We start from the raw sequence: 18,187 nt of genomic DNA, 5'->3' as shown, positions 1-18,187 counted from the left end.
TGGGAGCCCGACCGCTGCGGATGTCGGCCTCCGTTCCCCCGCCCGCGAGGCCCCGGCGATCGTTAATGAAGGAGTCGCTGCCAATGGCACGTGTGCTCACCCATTCGCACACCCGAGATTACTCTCGGTCGCAATTCGGATACGTGAAGCGTTCATTGGTGATCTCGGGCCGAGCAATCCTGGCCGTGCTGGTGCCGCTGGTCTTGACGCTGCTGCCGGCCGTCCCGGCTCAGGCGGAGCCCACGCTGGCCGAGATCGAGGCCGAGCTCGACGCTCAGTGGCTGAAGCTCGAACCGGTCATCGAGCAGTACAACAAGGTGCACAGCGAACTTCGGGCCAATCAGAAGAAGGCCGCCGACCTGGACGAGCGGATCCGTCCGCTGTCGCTGCAGGCCGACCTCGCCGCCGACGAGATCGGCGAGGTCGCGAACCGCTATTACCGTACGGGTCCGTCGAGCGAGCTCAACGCCTTGCTGACAACGGGGTCGCCGACCAGTCTCGCCGATCAACTCCTCGTGCTCGACCGGCTGACCAAGCAGCGGCATGAGCAGATCGCTGCGGTGCTCGCCACCCGGGACGAATATCTGGCGCAGAAGCGGACCCTCGACGAGCTCATTGCCACCCAGCAGCAGCAGGACGCCGAACTCGCGGCCAAGCGTAAAGCGATCGACGCGGAGATCGACCGCTTGGAGCAGATGCGTACCGCCGCGTACCGGACGGCGAGCACGAGCGGAGGCTCCGGCGCGTCGGGGCCCTGTCCGGCGGTGTCGGTCGGTGGTGCGGCCGGAACCGCGGTCCGGACGGCGTGTGCCCAACTCGGCAAGCCGTACGTCTGGGGGGCCACCGGGCCGAACGCATTCGACTGTTCCGGCCTGACCCAGTACGCCTGGGCGCAGGCGGGCGTACGGCTGACTCATTACACCGGTGCCCAGTGGAACGAGGGCCGTTCGATCAGCCGTTCGGAGGCCAGACCGGGCGATTTGGTCTTCTTCTTTAGTGATCTACATCACGTGGGTTTGTACATCGGAAACGGTCTCATGGTGCACGCGCCCCGCGCGGGACAGCCGGTGCAAATGGAGAACATCGATCACATGCCGGTCGCTGGATTCCGGCGCGTGGGTTGATCGTGCAGGTCGGCGGCAGGGGTGGTGCGGCGCGGCGATAGTCGGTCGGCGAGCGGGCCGCTCGGGTGGGTCGTCTCGATATCAGGCGGCCCACCCGCTTCATTCGAACGTTTGATCGACGAACAGCGATACTAATTGCGATCGTACGTTCACGCAAAGAAATGAGTAGTCTAGTCGCTTGCGTCTGAAGAACGCCACTCTCTACTCTTGGGGATCGTCGAGTCGGGAGGACGCCAGCCACCCCGGTTGGCCTCGGCCCGACACCGCCGAATCGTCGCGCACAACGAACCGGGGACCCAGGCACCTCGGGGTGAGTCCGCAGCTTCCCTGCGGTAGGGCGTCTCTCTTCCGCCCGAACCCGTCAGCTAACCCGGTAGGCGGTCTGGGGAGAAGGAGTCCGGTGGCTAGGAAAGCCCTGCGGCTGAGCTCCGAGTGGCCCGACCGGGACCGCGAGCCGCGCCAGCCACGCCGTACCCGTCGACGGTTCGTCGACGCCGCGCTCGCCGTCACCACCGGTGTCGGTCTGCTGTTGACCGCGGCACCGGTCCAGGCCCAACCGACCGTCGCGCAGATCGAAGCCCAGATCGACGAGGTGTGGGCCGAGCTCGAGCCCACGATCGAACGGCACAACGCGGTCCGCCAGGACCTCAACGCCAAGAAGAAGCAGGCGAAAGCACTCGCCGACAAGATCCAGCCGCTGCAGATTCAGATCGATCTGGCCATGGACCGGGTCAGTGAGTTCGCCGCCCGGTCATACAAGGGCGGCAGCCCTTCGATGGTCAACGCGATCCTGACGAACGGCACCCCGACCGCCCTCGCCGACCAGCTCGAGCTGCTCGACCAGTTCGCCCGTCGGCAGGCCCGCGACGTGCAGGCGGTGGTCGACCTCAAGGAGGAGTACGCCGCCCAGAAGGAACCGCTCGACGCGCTCGTGGTCGAGTTGACCCGTACCGAAGCGCAGTTGGCGGCCAAGGCCAAGGAGATCGACGCCGAAGTCGACCGGCTGCAGGACCTGCGGCTCGAGGCGTACGGGTCGACCACCACGCTCGGCTCGCTGCGCCCGGCGCCCTGCCCGGCGAGCTACCCGGGCGGCGCGGCGGGCAAGGCGGTCACGTTCGCCTGCGCGCAGATCGGCAAACCGTACGTCTGGGGGTCCGGGGGTCCGAACAGCTACGACTGTTCCGGACTGACCTCGGCCGCGTGGCGACAGGGTGGCGTCTCGCTGCCGCACAACGCCGCCCGGCAACGTCAGGTGATCCCGAGCGTCAGCCGATCCGAACTCCGTCCCGGCGACCTGATCTTCTACTACAGCGGTCTGTCGCACGTCGGCATGTACGTCGGCGACGGATGGATCGTGCACGCCTCACGCGCCGGTGAACCGGTCCAGATGCGCAAGATCGGTTCTGACGTTCACAGCTACGGCAGGCCCGGATAGCTCCACTCCTCCCCATGGCCTGGCGCACGCCGCAGATTCCCCCGTCGTGCGGCGGCACCGGCCACCAGGAAAGGCGTCCTCCCAGGTCTCCCCCCGGCTTGGGAGGGCGCCTTTCGCCATCTGGCTCAGCCGGTTGGCCAGGTCCGCCACTGCTTCCACGAACGGCTCGGAGTCGGTCCACGTTGCCCCTGGTAGCGCGAACCGTAGACCGACGATCCGTAGGGGTGTTCGGCGGCGGAGGAGAGCCGGAAGATGCACAGCTGGCCGATCTTCATCCCCGGCCACAGCTTGATCGGCAGGTTGGCGACGTTGGAGAGCTCCAGCGTGACGTGGCCGGAAAATCCTGGATCGATGAAGCCGGCGGTCGAGTGGGTCAGCAGCCCCAGCCGCCCCAGGCTCGACTTGCCCTCCAGCCGGGCGGCGAGCGCGTCGCCCAGGGAAACGACCTCGAGTGTGGAGGCGAGGACGAACTCGCCGGGGTGCAGCACGAATGGGTCGCCCGCCGGGACCTCGACCTGGGACGTCAGGTCGTCCTGTCGGGTCGACGGGTCGATGTGGGTGTAGAGGTGGTTGTTGAAGACTCGGAAGTAGCGGTCGAGCCGGACATCGATGCTGGACGGCTGGATGAGTGCGGGCTCGAACGGATCGAGCGACAGGTTGCCGTTCTTGGTCTCCGCGACGATGTCCCGGTCGGAGAGGAGCATCGTCACACCATAGCGACCGTGCCGCGCGCAGCGGGCACGGGCAGCGCGTTCGCTGGATATTCGAACACATGTTCGATAGGCTGTCGGCATGGCGACCTGGTCCGAGTTCGCAGCCGACGAGCCCCGGCTGGCCACGGCGATCCGACTCCTCATGCAGCAGTACGGTCCCGGCCTTGGCTACCTCGCCACGGTCCGGGCCGACGGCGGCCCGCGTGTGCACCCGGTCTCCCCGGTGATCACCCAGCACGGGTTGTTCTGCTTCATCATCGACTCGCCCAAGCGTCGAGACCTGGAGCGCGACGGCCGCTACGCGCTCCACTCGTTCCCGCCGGAGGAGAGCGACGACGAGGCCTACCTGGCCGGGCGGGCGCATCCGGTCGACGACGTCGCCCGGGTGGCCCGGCTCGCCGGCGAGCTGGGGGCGTCGCCACACGTCGACTGGCGGCTGTTCGAGTTCACCGTCGACGTGGCGATGATCGCCCGACGCTCGGCGGCCCACGCCACCGCCGCGCTCGTCGAACAGCCCGCCGTACAGGTGTGGCTCGATCCGACCAGCGACAGCGTACGCAGCCCGCTGCCCGACCAGGTCGCCTGCTGAGCAGTCGGCCTGCTGAGCGGCTGAGCCCTGTTGCGCACCCGACGCTCTGGCGAGGTAGAGTGATCCCGCTCGCGGGTGTAGTTCAATGGCAGAACATCAGCTTCCCAAGCTGACAGTGCGGGTTCGATTCCCGTCACCCGCTCCACGCACGGAAGCCCTGGTCAGGACCAATGGTCCGCCAGGGCTTCCGTAACTCTAGGAGATGCTGAAACAGGCGGGGGCCATTAGCGGGCCATTGTCACGCTTAGCCGCGAGCTAGAGCGATGATCAAGCTGGTCACAGCGCTAATGAAGGCCGCGAGGGCCAGGAGGAACCCACGCGCTGCATGGATGCCTCGAATGACTCTACGTGAACCTTGCCGTTGCTCGTGGTTGTCCGCGCGGGTCCGTCTTGTTACGGTCATCGAGGTGCCTTCCTTCGAGGCTCTAGCGAGGGGCTTGCGGGCAGGTGATCTGGAACGGCATCCGTGGCTAGACGGGTGCCGTTTCCTATGGGTTGTAAGTCAGGACAGGCCTTGACTCACGGGACCTTCAGCTACCGTACGTGGCGAACCCCGTACGAAAGAAGGCCTGGGTGCAGAGTGAGTGAGGATGAATGCCACATTCATCCATAGGGCTTCTCTGGATGCTCTGCAACCCGCTTGACCTTGCGCTTGCCCGGCTTGCGCCGCGCGGCCTTTACCGCCTTGTCGATCGCGTCGGCGATGCCCTGGTCGGCTTCCCGGTTGGCGTGCTGGCAGATCAGCGCGGCACGCGGGCTGTCGTGCCCCATCCGCGCCATGATGTCGCGCAGGCTCGCGCCGGGTGCCCGTGATGCTTTTCGGCCTCGGTCTTGCGGGCGAACGTCTGTGGAGCGGAGCTCTACCCCACGTGTAGGCCTGGCCGGCTTGACTAGCCAGGTGCTGTGGATCACAGGTAGGCAACTTGGCTAGCCATGTTAACACTTGGACACGGGACATCTAGCCTGGCTAGTCAATAGGTATGGTCCCGGGCATGGCTCTTGACCCCGACGACCCACGCACCCCGTCCCAGCAGATCGCCGCCGCCCTGCGCGCGGAGATCAAAACCGGCAAGTTCGCCCCCGGCGAGAAGCTGCCCAGCCAAAACGACCTGGTCGAACGCTTCTCCGTCGCCCGCGAGACGATCAAAGCCGCCCTGCGAAAGCTCCAAGACGAGCGGCTGATCGTCACCCGCCAGGGCAGCGGCACGTTCGTCCGCGCCAACACCGAACGCCCCGTCGGTCTACGCCCGCACATCGAACGCGCCTTCGAGGCCACCCACGTCGCGATCGACTTCGCCGGCTTCTCCGGCGAGACCCTCCACAACGCCATCCAGGAGACGTTGGACAAGGTCCGCGTCGGCCGACTCACCCCGGGATCGATCCGCATCCGGATCCTGATCTCCGACATGAACGCCCCGATGGCGATCCCGTGCCGGGCCGAGGACCGCGCCGACGACCCCCGCGTCCGCGCCCGGTCGGCCCGCATCACCAACCGGTCCATCCACGCCATCATCGACGCCGTCCAGGAGCTGGCCGATCTCGACCTGGTCAAGGCCGCCACCACCGAGGTACGCGTCCACGGCGCGGCCCCGCTGTTCAAACTGTTCGTCATCAACGACGAGAAAGCGTTCTTCGGCTTCTACCCCGTCGTCGAGCACACCGTCAGCGTCGACGGCCAACCCATGGCCATCTACGACGCCATGGGCAAAGACGCGATCCTGTTCCCGTTCACGCCCAGCGACGACGACGCTTCCCACGACGGCCTGTACGTGCAGCAGGCCGGCGCCTGGTTCAACAGCCTGTGGAACACCATCGCCCGCGAGTACACGTCATGAACGCCGAACTCGCCGCCGTCATCGACCGCGCCCGGTTCCTGCTGCTCGACTTCGACGGACCCGTCTGCAAGGTCTTCGCCAACCACCCCGCGCCCCAGGTCGCCGCCACCCTGCGCCGCCTGCTCGTCGACCAGGGCGTCACCATCCCGGCGGACCTGCTCGACGAACCCGACCCGCTCGCCGTCCTGAGCTGGACAGCCACCCTGAACCGGCCCGCCGTCGTCCGCCGGGTCGACGACGCGCTCAGGGCCGCCGAGGTGGACGCCGTCGCCGTCGCCGAACCCACCCCGTACGCACGGGAAGTCATCGTGGCCGCCCACCACGCCCGACGCGGGATCGCGATCGTGTCCAACAACAGCGCCGACGCCGTCACCCAGTACCTGATCGCGCGACGGCTCGCCGCCTACGTCCACCCCGTCATCGGCCGCCCCCACGGCGACCCCGGCGGTATGAAACCCCATCCCGGTCCGGTACTCGCCGCCGTCCGTGAACTCCACACCCACCCCGAGGAATGCGTACTCATTGGCGACTCACCCACCGACATCGAAGCCGCCCAAGCCATCAACATGCCCACCATCGGATACGCCAACAAACCCCGCAAGTACCACAGCCTCACCAAAGCAGACGCCATCATCGGCAGCATGGCCGAAATCGCCACCGCCCTCCACCCCGGCGAACTCTAACCAGCCTCCACCCGGCACACCGACGCCCCGGACCGCATAAACGCGGAAACCGGGGCGTCATCACAGGTTGCACCGGATCACCCGACATCACCGGCCCACGGCGACGCCGAATCCCACAACCGGTCAAACCCGGCCGCGTAATGATCGAACAGGTTCCCGCCCTGCACCCGCCGGAAATGAAACGTCGGACTCGCATTCCCCGACTCCCCGAACACGTGCGGAGTCACCAACACCTCATCATCGAACCGCACCACACTCACGTGATGCGTGACCGGATGCAACCGCACCTCGCAGCCCTCCACCCCGACCAAGCTCCGGTAGTGCGTCAACGAGCTACGGATCATCGCGCCCAACGTCACCACCAGGCAATTCTCACGATCCCGCACCGCCACCGCCTCACCCGACGGATCAGCGAAACACAACCGCACCTGCACACCCACCCCCGCCCGATCCGCCAACACCCGACCGATACGCGGCTGCACCTGCGACAGAAACGCACCCGCCAACACCAGCACGTCAACCTGTTCCCGCGCCTCACCCAACAGCCGTAACCACAACTCCCGAGGCACCGACGCCCGATCGCCGAACACCTCGATCAACTCCGCCCGCGACGCCTCCGGACGACGATCATTCACTTCCGCGATCTGCGGCCACCGATACGCCTCTTCCGCGCCCAACCGACGCGCCGCGACCCACCGATGCCGTCGATGCGGAACACGCCCCGAACTGATCCACCGCTCCACCGTCTTCGGATCCACCTCGCACTCAGCCGCGAGATCCTCCACTGGCACACCACGACGAACCATCACCGTCCGGAGACGTTCATTCATACCCGCTATTAGACGAACAACCACCAGGACGTTTCAACCCCGTCCCCCGACGTTTCGCAGAATACGAAGACGTCCCCCACCAGTCCCGCACCGTGGATGCGACGACACACCAATCCCTATTCACTACCCCAGTCGCGCGAAAACCCCTGCCGGCGTGCAGCCCTCCATAGCCGCGCCGGCAGGTGAGCACGACACCACACCGGTCGGGACCGGGGACAGGACCCCCGACCCAACCCGGCCCCGACCGGCCCTCTCCACACCCACACCCACACCCACCGGAGGTTCCCCACCATGACCAACGGCCAGCACCCCATCAACCAGCCATCAGCCGACTACTTCACCCCCGTACCCCCACCCCGGCCAACCACCCTCGCCGACGCCGACGAACAACCCCGCTACGTCATCCACATCCCCATCCACGCACGCGACCTCACCGCAGCCATCGAAGCCGCCCACACAATCGCAGTCACCCTCGCCGACTGGCGCACCTACCTACGCGAACTCGACTACCCCGAAACCACCGTCACCATCGAAGGCGACCAAACCCAACACCACCGCGTCATCTGCAACCTCCAACAACCCGACGGCACCCGCTGCGAACAACTCAACGCCCACGAAGCACCCTGCACCCGATAGCAGCAACCCGGGCACCGAAGACCACCCCACTACCGCGCCGCTTCCGCTCCTCGCCGCTGGCGCGGCTGCGGTACGGGTCGGCTTGGTCCCGACTTACTTCCGCAGCACTCGCCGGAGACCAGCAAGAAGCCTGATTTCCGGCCGCTTGTGCAGGTTGGGACCCAGCAACAGCCGCCGAACGCAGGCGAGTTGACAGAGTTGCCGAATTGTTCTGTATTGGATCAAGACGCCGCGCCCAGCGCGGCGCGCGGGCGGAACACCGCCCGGCGGCAAGCCGCCCCGGACCGCTACGCGGCCGGGGCGGAAAACCACCGTCACCGCCGGGCAGCCGCCCGCCGCGCCGCCTTGTCCGAGCCTTCGGCAGGGTAATCCGGTTCCGGGACGAGCATGGCCCATAGCGGAAGCCACGTCATCAAGGTTGTTTCCCCCGGTAATGGCCAAGGCCCGCTGTTCCAGGGGTACCGCGTCAGCGGGTCGACCCAGAGCCGAGTAGCTGGCGGCGAGGTTACCCAAGCAGGTGGCGACGTCGGGGTGGTCGGGTCCGTAGGCGGCCTCGGTAATAGCCAACGCCCGAACCTGCAGGGGTACCGCGTCAGCAGGTCGGCCCAAATCCCGGTAGCTGGCGGCGAGGTTGTTCAACCGGATCGCGACGGTGGGGTGGTCGGGTCCGTAGGCGGCCTCGGTAATGGCCGACGCCCGTTGTTCCAGGGGTACCGCGTCAGCGGGTCGACCCAGAGCCGAGTAGTTGGCGGCGAGGTTGTTCAACCGGATCGCGACGGTGGGGTGGTCGGGTCCGTAGGCGGCCTCGGTAATGGCCAACGCCCGCTGCCCCAGGGGTACCGCGTCAGCGGGTCGGCCCAAATCCCGGTAGTTGGCGGCGAGGTTGTTCAACCGGATCGCGACGGTGGGGTGGTCGGGTCCGTAGGCGGCCTCGGTAATGGCCGACGCCCGTTGTTCCAGGGGTACCGCGTCAGCGGGTCGACCCAGAGCCGAGTAGTTGGCGGCGAGGTTACCCAAGCAGGTGGCGACGTGGGGGTGGTCGGGTCCGTAGGCGGCCTCGGTAATAGCCAACGCCCGAACCTGCAGGGGTACCGCGTCAGCGGGTCGACCCAGAGCCGAGTAGCTGGCGGCGAGGTTACCCAAGCAGGTGGCGACGTCGGGGTGGTCGGGTCCGTAGGCGGCCTCGGTAATGGCCGACGCCCGTTGTTCCAGGGGTACCGCGTCAGCGGGTCGACCCAAATCCCGGTAGCTGCCGGCGAGGTTACCCAACCGAGTGGCGACGTCGGGGTGGTCGGGTCCGTAGGCGGCCTCGGTAATAGCCAACGCCCGAACCTGCAGGGGTACCGCGTCAGCGGGTCGACCCAGAGCCGAGTAGCTGCCGGCGAGGTTACAAAAGCAGGTGGCGACGTCGGGGTGGTCGGGTCCGTAGGCGGCCTCGGTAATAGCCAACGCCCGAACCTGCAGGGGTACCGCGTCAGCGGGTCGACCCAAATCCCGGTAGCTGCCGGCGAGGTTACCCAACCGAGTGGCGACGTCGGGGTGGTCGGGTCCGTAGGCGGCCTCGGTAATAGCCAACGCCCGAACCTGCAGGGGTACCGCGTCAGCGGGTCGACCCAGAGCCGAGTAGCTGACGGCGAGGTTACCCAAGCAGGTGGCGACGTCGGGGTGGTCGGGTCCGTAGGCGGCCTCGGTAATGGCCAACGCCCGCTGTTCCAGGGGTACCGCGTCAGCGGGTCGACCCAAATCCCGGTAGCTGCCGGCGAGGTTACCCAAGCAGGTGGCGACGTGGGGGTGGTCGGGTCCGTAGGCGGCCTCGGTAATAGCCAACGCCCGAACCTGCAGGGGTACCGCGTCAGCGGGTCGACCCAAATCCCGGTAGCTGACGGCGAGGTTGTTCAACCAGGTGGCGACGTCGGGGTGGTCGGGTCCGTAGGCGGCCTCGGTAATAGCCAACGCCCGAACCTGCAGGGGTACCGCGTCAGCGGGTCGACCCAGAGCCGAGTAGCTGACGGCGAGGTTGTTCAACCAGGTGGCGACGTCGGGGTGGTCGGGTCCGTAGGCGGCCTCGGTAATGGCCAACGCCCGCTGTTCCAGGGGTACGGCATCGGTAGGCCTCCCCTGCGCAAGGAGGAACATCGCAGCCAAGTTCAGCAGACGGCCAAGTGTGCCGTTGGTGTGAGAAGCGGGTAGATATTCCGCGAGTGCGACCACGTGTGGAAGCAGACTCCGCCACCGGGGCCAGCCGTCGAGGTCGGTCTGCGGGTCGTCGGGTGCGGCGTCGGCGAGCACCCGGATGGCTCGAACGCTGGGGTCAGTCGTGGCATCGGTTGGGGCTGGATCGGCGCGGAGAACGGATTGGACAAGCCGGTGGACGCTAACTACGGACTCGCCGAGCGTGATCATGCTGTAGGACGCCAGCACGCCGAGCGCTGTATCGGCTGCATTCTGATCGCCACCGGTGAGCCGCGTTACTAGGTCGCGGGGAATGTCATCGGGGCCAAGCCACGCCAGCACGCGTAGAACGTCGATCGCGATCGTATCGGTAGCCCGGATGGCATCGAGGGTGATCGCCCAGACCCGTGTGACCGCGCGTTGCGCATCCTGCCCAGGCGCGGCACTGGCCAACAGATCGTCGGGTCGGCTGCGGAGCCGGTCACGGTAATCGGCTATCGGGACCCGGTGCAGCTTGATGAAGGCGGCGGCCTGCTCCAACGCCAGCGGCAGACACCCCAGGTACTCGGCGATCCCGGCAGCGGCAGCCTGGTCGTCCTGCCCGGTGCGCTCGAACAGCATCCGGACCGCGTCGGCGGAGTCCAGGACGCCGATGCGGATCAGCGTGAGGCCATGATCCTCCCAGTCGATATCACGGCGGGTGGTCACGAGAATATGCCCACTGGTGACACCACCCAGCAGCCCTGCCACGTCGGCCGGGTCATCGACGTTGTCCAGGACCAGCAGCCAACCGGCGTGATGGTGCAGCCACGCCGTCGCCCACGCCTCAGCCTGCTCATCGGTCAACGCCCACGTCGCCGGGGACAACCGACGTGCCAACCCGGCGAGCCCGGCGGCAAGGTTTGCCCGCGTGTCGGCCTGCACCCACCACACACCCGTGTACCTGGAACGAGAAGCGGCAGCGTGGTGCAGCGCGACTTCCGTCTTCCCGACCCCGCCCAGGCCCGCGACGCTCTGGCCGATCACCCCCGACGATCCGGCCGCCAACGCTGCAGCCACCCGCTCCATGACCTGGTCCCGGCCGACGAACACCCGCGACGGGCGACGCGGGACGTTCCACAACCCGACCGGAGCCGGCACCTGCTCCGGAGAGACCAGCGCCCCCGGCGGCAGGCTGATGAACCTCGGATTGGCACCGGTGTTCGCTATCCCCGTGTTGGTGCCGATCGCGATCGACCCGTCACCCGACGCCGTCCGAGAGCCGCCCGGCTCGGTCACCGGATGAAGGTGGGATTCACGCCGGTGTTGGCGATCCCCGTGTTGGTGCCGACAGCGATCGACCCGTCACCCGACGCCTCGTTGTGCACGCTGCCGGCCGGCAGCAGATCAGCCACCTCACGAGCTAGATCCGGATCCGCAGCCAGCACCTTACGGATCTGCAACCGCAACGCCGCCTCACTGTCCTCCTGCCCAGCGGCAACATCAACAATCGCGCTCTCGATCACCGGACGGGACTCCTCCCGCCGCAAGATTCGATTCAGGATGCGATGACCAAGGCTCACCGACGCGTCCGACGCCCGCTCAACGACCGCGTCACGCACCTTGTCCACCGTGCCCATCCCATACGCCGCCACCGCCGCAGCTACATGAGGAACAACCGCAGCCGCCGTCTGCGCAACATCGATACCCATAGCCCAACAGATACACCACACACACCAGCGAAAGAAATCGCACATCGGACACACCCGCCACGAAGATCAGCGACCGCACCGGGCCGTCCGGATCGATCGGTGACGCGTACGCGATGCGCACGGGACCCAATCAGTGCGCTCAGCCGTGCGCTCAAGCGCATCCGTGGACACGGCCGCCGACAAGTCGGGGCAAGATCAACTACGACAACGTCAGTACAAACGAGAGCCGAAGCGGCCGCGAGAGGCCGAGAGACGTCGAGGAACGAGCCGCAGGCCGGCATGCTGACGCGCCCGGTTCGACCCGATCCACCGCCCGTGCGCGGGTTAGGGGTTCGAGTCCCTACCTGACGTTCTTTGGGTCCCGGCCCGCCGCTCAGCCGAAACACGTTCGCCGTGCCATTGGCGTGCCAGTAGGTCAGGATGATCAAGGCCAGACCAGGCCAGGCGAGTCCGCTGTGACCTGGGGGACGAGCCCAGCAGGGGCCGGTGTCCGGCGGTTCCCAAGCTGACAGTGCGGGTTCGATTCCCGTCACCCGCTCCACGGACTCCGTACGGCCTGCTCCGGTGTCCGGTGCGTGGGTGCCTGCCTGGCAGGCGGCCAGGTACGCCGGATCGCCGCCACCCGGGCCTCGATGATCTGGATGCGGTCGGCCCGCTCGTCAGATGCCCAGTGCTCCACCTGGCTGGTCACCTGGCCGGGCCACTTGCGGTAGAGCAGTCCGGTCTCGTCGATGAAGTAGCCGTCGGACACTTCGCTCGCGGCCAACAACAGTCCGGTGTCCTCGGACGCCGGCAGGGCCATCCAGCCGCCGAGGGCGAGCAGCAGCTCCGTACGCAGACACAGAGTCGCCGGATGCACCGGCAGCCGGTAACCGTCGGCCTGCCAGGACCGGTGCACCGTGCCGGCGCGGAGCCGACCGGACAGTGGGTCGTCGGGCGCGGGCGAGGTCGAACCGTCCGGTGCCAGGTCCAGCGCCCGCGAGGTGGTCCAGCCGATCGTCGGGTCGCCGGCCAGGACCTCGATGTCCCTGGCCAGCGCCCCGTCGGTGAGCTGGTCGTCGGCGTCGAGCGTCTTGACCAGCGGCCCGACCACCCTGGACAACGCCATGGTGCGGGTGACGCCGGGGCCGGCCCGGCGGTTCGTGCCCGTACTGATCCTTGGGTCCGCCGGGAGAGCGGCGGCGACGGCGCCGGTCTGCCCGTCCTCCTGGACCAGCCACCGCCACTGCCAGCCGGCCGGCAGGCGCTGCGCCCGCAGCGACGCGTACGCCTGGGTCAGGTAGGGGATGCTCGGCGGGTGAACGGGCGTGACCACCGAGATGATCTGCGGGGATCGATCCACCGGCTGACTCTACCTGCGGTCACGAATTCGGGACCGACGGTCGTCGAATGGATCACCCTGGTAGGAATGGGTCATGTCGGAATCGATGGATGAGCGGTCGGTCGACGACGCACACTCCCGACCGCCCGGGGTGGACGACGCGACAGTGGCGGCGTTGGGCGAGCTGAGCAAGGCGTTGGAGACGGTGCATCGCGCCCGGGGACACCTCTACTCGATGCACCAGCTGATCGGTGGCGCGGACGCGACGCTGGACCGGGTGGTCGAGCTGTTGCGGGCGGCGGGCCATCAGCGGATCGCGGACCGGGTGCAAACGGATCTGATCGGTCGCAACGTGCTGCCGGGTCGCTGGACCTTTCAGGTCGTCGAGGAGTTCGACGACGGCTACTTCGCCGTGTTTCAGGAGGTGGAGCGGGCAGCCAGGGAAGAGCTGGCGGCCGGCCGCCGGCACCTGCACGAGGCCGAGTTGAAGCAGGCGCGGCGGACGCGGGGGCGGCCCGGTCACGAGGCGACACCCTAGACTTCACCGCATTTGTCAGTCAGCCGGGTCAGAGCTCCGTACCCCGCAGCAGACTCCGGACGCGCAGCTCGTCGACGACCGTCGGCGAGCAGTCGGCGACGATGACGGCACTGCCGACCACGGTCGCCCGTCTGGCCGCCGCGAGCCGGCTCATCGCCCGCAGTTGGGCACCGGTGGTGACCCAGTCGTCGACCAGCACGACCCGGTCGCGCGGGCCGAGGTGGCGGTCGCGGACCCCGAGCCGCAGCGTCCGCCCCCGGTGGTCGGGCGCCGTCGTGGTCCAGGTTGTCGCCTCGGCGATGGCCCGCAGCGGATCCTCCTTGTACGCGGGAACGAAGCCCGCGCGAAGTGCCGTGGCCACCAGTGGACCGATGATCATGCCGGTGACCTGCGGCGCCATCACCACGGTCGGCTCGTCTGCGCTGACCAGGTCGGCGAGGGCGGGGCCGATGCGGGCGAGGACAGTCGGCTCGCGCCACCAGCCGGACACGTCGCTCACCAGGTGTTCGCTGGCCGGTCCCGGGTCGTGCCAGCGGAACGCCGCGACGAGCAGCTGTTGCAGGTCGGTCACCGACCGAGTGTGCCATTTCCAGATTTGACCGCAGGTCGAGCAACCTGTGGCCGACCACCGCGCGTGTGGCAGAGAGCCGATCTTGTCCACTACCACCGGGTGGCCATAACCGGGTCAGACGAGAAGTCAACCCCGTTGGGTCACCGCGAACGATGAGTCATGCTGTTTCGCGTACCCATGCACATTATCCCGCAGGGCGGCCGCCGCCCGTTGAGCGCAGGTTCCCGCGTCGGTCTCGGCGCGGCCCTCGTGCTGCTCGCGCTCGTGTCGGCGGTGGAGATCGCGGACGGTTCGGCGGCCAACTACGTCGGGCTGGTGGCCGCCGCGCCGTTCCTCTCGGCGGCCTTCGCGACGTGGCGGGTGGTGTTGTCGGTCGGTGCGCTGGCCACGGTGGTCGGCGCGATCTTCGCCCTGACCGGGCAGATGCTGTCGCTGGCTACCGGAGTCAACGTGGTCGGCATCGCGCTCGCTACCGGAATCGCGGCGGCGGTCGCGGTGATCCGGGAGCGTCAGGCCGACCAGATCGCCGAACTGTCGCGGCTCGCCTCGGTGGCGCAGCAGGCCGTGTTGCGTCCGCTCGGCCCGCAGGTCGGGACGCTCGCGGTCGCGGGCCGCTACATCTCGGCCACGGCCGCCGCCGACATCGGTGGTGATCTGTACGAGGCGCTGGACACGCCGTACGGCGTACGGATGATCATCGGGGACGTCCGTGGGAAGGGTCTGGACGCGGTCCGGCTGGCCAGTATCGTGCTCGGCTCGTACCGGCATGTCGCGTACGAGCGGGCCGATCTGCGGGCCATCGTGGCGGACCTGGACCGAGCCGTGGCGCGCAGCGTCGGCGACGAGGATTTCGTCACGGCCGCGTTGGTCGAGGAACGTGGCGGCACGTTGACCATCGTCAACTGTGGCCATCCTCCTCCCTTGCTGTTGCGTCGAGGTGAGGTCATCACGCTGGAACCGCCGGCGCCGGCGCCGCCGTTGGGTTTCATGCCGGTGGTACGCCCTCGGGTGGAACGCCTCGAGCCGGGCGACCGGCTGCTGCTGTTCACCGACGGACTGGGCGAGGCCCGGCGGGACGGGGAGTTCTTCCCGACCGCCGAGCGGGCCTGGCGGCTGCTGGGCCACGGTACGGTCGGCGACGGGCTCGCCTCGTTGGAGACCGCGCTGATCGAGTGGGTGTACGGGCGACTCGACGACGACATCGCGTTGGTGCTGATGGAGTATTCCGGGACCGGTGTGACGCCGGCGCCAGCCGTACCGAGCTGGGAGGTCGGGGCGGCCGACAGCTGACCAGCCGCGCAGGTGTGGTGGGTCAGCCTCAGGCGTGTTGCGGCAGAGCGGCCAGGAACGACGCTCCGGTGAGTGCGCGGTGTCGGCCGACGTAGCGACGGCCGGCGATCGGCTCGATCAACACATCGAACAGTCGGATGAATGACACCTTGACCCCCTAGACCTAGTTTAATCGCGCTTTGCCCTTTTTAGCCTCATGTACCCGGCCAAACGACTCTCGTCGCCATCGGTGACGGTTGCCGTTCCGTGCCCGTTCCCGCCCAGGAGACCCATGGTGTGGTGCCGGTCACTGTCGATCGCTGCTTGTCGGGGCTTACCTGCGAGTAATACAGTGGTGGTTACTGACCAGTAACAGTTGTCCGGGAAGCGGGGGCCAGCGCGCGATGACCCACTACAAGAGCAACCTTCGCGATCTTGAGTTCAACCTCTTCGAGGTGTTCGGCGCCGACCGGACGTTCGACCAGGCGCCCTACTCCGACCTGGACGTCGACACCGCCCGCGACATCCTCCGCGAGGTCGACCGATTGGCCCGTGAGGAACTCGCGACCAGCTTCGTGCCCGGCGACCGCAACCCGCCGGTCCTCGATCCGGCCACCCACTCGGTGCGGGTGCCCGAGGAGTTCCACCGGTCGTTCGACGCCTTCATGGCGGCCGAGTTCTGGCGGCTCGACCTGCCGGAGGCGCTCGGCGGTACGAACGCTCCACGGGCCCTGTGGTGGTCCCTCGCCGAGCTGGTGCTCGGCTCGAACGCGCCGGTCTGGATGTACGCGTCCGGTCCGTCGTTCGCCCACACCCTCTACCGGGAGGGAACCCCGGAACAGAAGCGGTGGGCCAGGCTGTTCGTCGACAGGCAGTGGGCGTCGACCATGGTGCTGACCGAGCCGGACGCCGGTTCGGACGTCGGCGCCGGGCGTACCCGTGCGATCCCGCAGCCGGACGGCTCCTACCACATCGAGGGCGTCAAGCGGTTCATCACCAGCGGCGAGCACGACCTGTCCGAGAACATCATCCACTACGTACTGGCCCGGCCGGTGGGGGTGGACGGCGCCGGCGGCCCCGGCACCAAGGGCCTGTCGCTGTTCGTCGTGCCCAAGTTCCACTTCGATTCCGAAACCGGCGAGTTGGGCGAGCGTAACGGCGTCTTCGCCACCAACCTCGAACACAAGATGGGTCTCAAGGTCTCCACGACCTGCGAACTCACCTTTGGCGACCATGGCGTGCCGGCCAAGGGATGGCTGCTCGGCGACGTGCACGACGGCATCCGCCAGATGTTCCTGATCATCGAGTACGCCCGGATGCTGGTGGGCGCGAAGGCGATCGCCACGCTCTCCACCGGCTACCTCAACGCCCTCGAATACGCCAAGAACCGGGTGCAGGGTGCCGACCTGCTGCAGATGACCGACAAGAGCGCACCCCGGGTGACCATCACCCACCACCCGGACGTACGCCGGTCGCTGATGCTGCAGAAGTCGTACGCCGAGGGTCTGCGCGCCCTGGTCTGCTACACCGCTTCGTGGCAGGACAAGGTCAACATCGCCACGGCGGCTGGCGACGAAGAAGGCGTCGTGCTCGCCAAGCGGGTCAACGACCTGCTGCTTCCGCTGGTCAAGGGGTGTGGCTCGGAGCGGGCGTACGAGTTGCTCGGGCACGAGTCCCTGCAGACCTTCGGGGGTTCCGGATTCCTGCAGGACTACCCGCTGGAGCAGTACGTCCGCGACTCCAAGATCGACACCTTGTACGAGGGCACCACCGCGATCCAGAGCCTTGACCTGTTCTTCCGCAAGATCGTCCGGAACAACGGTCAGGCGCTGATGGCCGTCGCCGCCGAGATCCAGGCCTTCATCGAGGCGGAAGGCGGCAACGGTCAGCTCAAGGAGGAACGGCTCGCGTTGGGCCGGGCCCTCGGCGAGGTGCAGAACATCCTTGGCGTCATGACCGGATGGCTGGGCGAGGCCACCGGCGGCGAGCCGCGCTCCCTCTACAAGGTGGGTCTGAGCAGCCGACGGCTGCTGCTCGCCCTCGGCGACCTGGTGGTCGCCTGGCTCCTGCAGCGGCAGGCCGAGGTAGCGCTCACCGCGTTGAGCGGCGAGGTGTCCCCCGCCGATCGCAGCTTCTACCAGGGCAAGGTCGCCGCCGCCCGGTTCTTCGCCAGCGAAGTGTTGCCCCGGATCGGCGCGGACCGGCGGATCATCGCCGGCACCGACCTGGACCTGATGGAGCTGCCCGAAGAAGCGTTCTGACCGGTCGGATGACCGCTGCCGGATTCCGAACCGGATTCCGAGCCTGGATAGCGAGACCGTCCGCGACCGCACACCGGCGGTCGGCGGGAGCCCCCTGCTCGCCGACCGCCACCACCACCATCACCGCCACACCTGCTGGCGGCCAGCCCGCAACCACCCAGGTGACGCCGTTTCACCGATGACCCGCCGGGTAGATCAACCGGCGACCGCACAACTTGTAGCGACCGCACAAGGAGTGCAGCGCATGGGTATCGGCAGCGGAATCTTCCTGATCGCAGTAGGCGCCATCCTGGCGTACGCGGTCCGCGCGGACGTCTGGTGGCTCGACGTACAGGCGGTGGGTTGGGTCCTGATCCTCGCGGGTCTGGCCATCCTGCTTACCGTGCTCTGGTTCTGGAACGATCGCCGCCGCCGGGCGCGGACGGTGATCGTCGAAGAGAACAAACTCTCCCACCCGACGCAGATGGTGCCGCCACCTGCCGAACCCCCACAGCCGCCCAACTGAGCCCGACCATCAGG

General features: G+C 67.7%; 17 protein-coding genes, 1 tRNA gene and 1 riboswitch. Of the genes, 11 read left to right on the top strand and 7 right to left on the bottom strand.

Going from position 1 to position 18,187, the window contains the following annotated elements; translation table 11 throughout:
* The first annotated feature begins 65 nt into the window (after window positions 1-65).
* Window positions 66-1,124, top strand: coding sequence for a C40 family peptidase (locus O7632_RS02315; protein ID WP_278111023.1), 1,059 nt, complete (start codon window positions 66-68; stop codon window positions 1,122-1,124).
* A 254-nt stretch (window positions 1,125-1,378) separates the two neighbouring features.
* Window positions 1,379-1,519, top strand: a riboswitch (cyclic di-AMP (ydaO/yuaA leader).
* Between the two features lie 5 nt (window positions 1,520-1,524).
* Entirely contained in the window at window positions 1,525-2,559 is a 1,035-nt protein-coding gene (locus O7632_RS02310; RefSeq protein ID WP_278111021.1) for an NlpC/P60 family protein, read from the top strand.
* A gap of 125 nt (window positions 2,560-2,684) precedes the next feature.
* On the opposite strand, the gene dcd is transcribed toward O7632_RS02310, so the two are convergent.
* A complete protein-coding gene (gene dcd, locus O7632_RS02305) occupies window positions 2,685-3,263 on the bottom strand; it encodes a dCTP deaminase (protein ID WP_278111020.1) in 579 nt (192 codons plus the stop codon).
* Window positions 3,264-3,351: 88 nt separating this feature from the next.
* Between dcd and O7632_RS02300 the strand changes: the two genes are divergently transcribed.
* Together O7632_RS02300 and O7632_RS02295 are read left to right on the top strand one after the other, a co-directional pair.
* The gene (locus tag O7632_RS02300; protein WP_347403551.1) at window positions 3,352-3,861 is read left to right on the top strand and encodes a pyridoxamine 5'-phosphate oxidase family protein; all 510 of its coding nucleotides are present in this window, start codon (window positions 3,352-3,354) and stop codon (window positions 3,859-3,861) included.
* Between the two features lie 71 nt (window positions 3,862-3,932).
* Window positions 3,933-4,006: transfer RNA gene (locus O7632_RS02295), tRNA-Gly, on the top strand.
* 458 nt (window positions 4,007-4,464) lie between these two features.
* Here O7632_RS02295 and O7632_RS02290 read toward each other — a convergent pair.
* A complete protein-coding gene (locus O7632_RS02290; RefSeq protein ID WP_278111018.1) occupies window positions 4,465-4,632 on the bottom strand; it encodes a hypothetical protein in 168 nt (55 codons plus the stop codon).
* Between the two features lie 221 nt (window positions 4,633-4,853).
* On the opposite strand from O7632_RS02290, the gene O7632_RS02285 reads away from it, so the two are divergent.
* Window positions 4,854-5,696 (top strand): GntR family transcriptional regulator, encoded by an 843-nt coding sequence (locus tag O7632_RS02285; protein ID WP_278111017.1) that lies wholly within the window; start codon window positions 4,854-4,856, stop codon window positions 5,694-5,696.
* Entirely contained in the window at window positions 5,693-6,379 is a 687-nt protein-coding gene (locus tag O7632_RS02280; protein ID WP_278111014.1) for an HAD-IA family hydrolase, read from the top strand. Before O7632_RS02285 ends, O7632_RS02280 begins: the two co-directional genes overlap by 4 nt.
* Before the next feature lie 77 nt (window positions 6,380-6,456).
* Here O7632_RS02280 and O7632_RS02275 read toward each other — a convergent pair whose 3' ends face one another.
* Window positions 6,457-7,014, bottom strand: coding sequence for an XRE family transcriptional regulator (locus O7632_RS02275; protein WP_278111013.1), 558 nt, complete (start codon window positions 7,012-7,014; stop codon window positions 6,457-6,459).
* Window positions 7,015-7,500: 486 nt separating this feature from the next.
* Here O7632_RS02275 and O7632_RS02270 point away from each other — a divergent pair, with 486 nt between their 5' ends.
* Entirely contained in the window at window positions 7,501-7,845 is a 345-nt protein-coding gene (locus tag O7632_RS02270; RefSeq protein WP_278111012.1) for a hypothetical protein, read from the top strand.
* Between the two features lie 93 nt (window positions 7,846-7,938).
* Here O7632_RS02270 and O7632_RS02265 read toward each other — a convergent pair whose 3' ends face one another.
* The 3 genes from O7632_RS02265 to O7632_RS02255 form a co-directional block, all read right to left on the bottom strand.
* Window positions 7,939-11,295: a tetratricopeptide repeat protein gene (locus tag O7632_RS02265; protein ID WP_278111010.1), complete on the bottom strand. Its 3,357-nt coding sequence runs from the start codon at window positions 11,293-11,295 to the stop codon at window positions 7,939-7,941.
* Window positions 11,292-11,708: a hypothetical protein gene (locus O7632_RS02260; protein ID WP_278111009.1), complete on the bottom strand. Its 417-nt coding sequence runs from the start codon at window positions 11,706-11,708 to the stop codon at window positions 11,292-11,294. The genes O7632_RS02265 and O7632_RS02260 overlap by 4 nt, the downstream gene beginning before the upstream one ends.
* Before the next feature lie 529 nt (window positions 11,709-12,237).
* The gene (locus tag O7632_RS02255) at window positions 12,238-13,050 is read right to left on the bottom strand and encodes a glycosyltransferase (protein ID WP_278111008.1); all 813 of its coding nucleotides are present in this window, start codon (window positions 13,048-13,050) and stop codon (window positions 12,238-12,240) included.
* A 73-nt stretch (window positions 13,051-13,123) separates the two neighbouring features.
* Between O7632_RS02255 and O7632_RS02250 the strand changes: the two genes are divergently transcribed.
* Window positions 13,124-13,567 carry a hypothetical protein gene (locus tag O7632_RS02250; RefSeq protein ID WP_278111006.1) on the top strand — a complete coding sequence of 148 codons (444 nt, stop codon included), beginning with the start codon at window positions 13,124-13,126 and terminating at the stop codon, window positions 13,565-13,567.
* A gap of 28 nt (window positions 13,568-13,595) precedes the next feature.
* On the opposite strand, the gene O7632_RS02245 is transcribed toward O7632_RS02250, so the two are convergent.
* Window positions 13,596-14,138, bottom strand: a complete 543-nt coding sequence (locus O7632_RS02245) for a phosphoribosyltransferase family protein (RefSeq protein ID WP_278111005.1) — start codon at window positions 14,136-14,138, stop codon at window positions 13,596-13,598.
* Window positions 14,139-14,315: 177 nt separating this feature from the next.
* Between O7632_RS02245 and O7632_RS02240 the strand changes: the two genes are divergently transcribed.
* The 3 genes from O7632_RS02240 to O7632_RS02230 all read left to right on the top strand — a co-directional run bounded on the left by O7632_RS02240 (window position 14,316) and on the right by O7632_RS02230 (window position 18,173).
* The gene (locus O7632_RS02240) at window positions 14,316-15,428 is read left to right on the top strand and encodes a PP2C family protein-serine/threonine phosphatase (RefSeq protein WP_278111003.1); all 1,113 of its coding nucleotides are present in this window, start codon (window positions 14,316-14,318) and stop codon (window positions 15,426-15,428) included.
* 383 nt (window positions 15,429-15,811) lie between these two features.
* A complete protein-coding gene (locus O7632_RS02235) occupies window positions 15,812-17,668 on the top strand; it encodes an acyl-CoA dehydrogenase (RefSeq protein WP_278111001.1) in 1,857 nt (618 codons plus the stop codon).
* Window positions 17,669-17,912: 244 nt separating this feature from the next.
* Window positions 17,913-18,173 carry a DUF6458 family protein gene (locus O7632_RS02230; protein WP_278111000.1) on the top strand — a complete coding sequence of 87 codons (261 nt, stop codon included), beginning with the start codon at window positions 17,913-17,915 and terminating at the stop codon, window positions 18,171-18,173.
* Window positions 18,174-18,187: the final 14 nt, after the last annotated feature.

The organism is Solwaraspora sp. WMMD406, from assembly GCF_029626025.1.
GTDB lineage: Bacteria > Actinomycetota > Actinomycetes > Mycobacteriales > Micromonosporaceae > Micromonospora_E.
This window is presented reverse-complemented; position numbering and strand designations above follow the sequence as displayed.